At 69.4% G+C, this 660-nt stretch carries 1 protein-coding gene; it reads right to left on the bottom strand.

Translation table 11 applies throughout. The features are described from left to right. Window positions 1–660: ketoacyl-synthetase C-terminal extension domain-containing protein (locus RM779_RS33240; protein WP_311621528.1), on the bottom strand; the 660-nt coding region annotated here is incomplete at both ends.

The raw sequence follows: 660 nt of genomic DNA, 5'->3' as shown, positions 1-660 counted from the left end.
CACGCCCCACCGCCAACGACAACCCCACATCACCCAACGACACCTCACCCACCGACCCCACAAACCCACGCACCCGCCCCACCATGGCGTCAAGCGCGGCCTCATCCGCACCAGAAAGCGGAAGAGGCACGACCGGCAGGCTGACCGGCTGCCGTTCGCTGTCGTTCCACACCGGCGGGCCCTGTTCGATGACGACGTGCGCGTTGGTGCCGCTCATCCCGAACGAGGAGATGCCGGCGCGGCGGAGCCGGCCGGTCTCCGGCCATTCCAGTTCGTCGTGGAGCAGCCGCACGTTCCCTGCCGACCAGTCCACGTGCGGCGACGGCTCGTCCACGTGCAGCGTTCTGGGGAGGACGCCGTGCTGCATGGCCTGCACCATCTTGATGACGCCGCCGACCCCGGAGGCGGCCTGGGCATGCCCGATGTTCGACTTCAACGAGCCGAGCCACAGCGGTTGTTCGGCCGCACGCTCCTGACCGTACGTCGCCAGCAGCGCCTCGGCCTCGATCGGATCGCCCAGCGTCGTCCCCGTGCCGTGCGCCTCCACCACATCCACCTCGGCCGCCGAAACACCCGCATTCGCCAACGCCGCCCGAATCACCCGCTGCTGCGCCGGACCGTTCGGCGCCGTCAGCCCATTGCTCGCACCGTCCTGATTCA

Source organism: Streptomyces johnsoniae (assembly GCF_031845565.1).
Lineage (GTDB): Bacteria > Actinomycetota > Actinomycetes > Streptomycetales > Streptomycetaceae > Streptomyces > Streptomyces johnsoniae.
The sequence above is the reverse complement of the archived record's forward strand: the minus strand, read 5'-3'. Positions and strand labels throughout refer to the sequence as shown.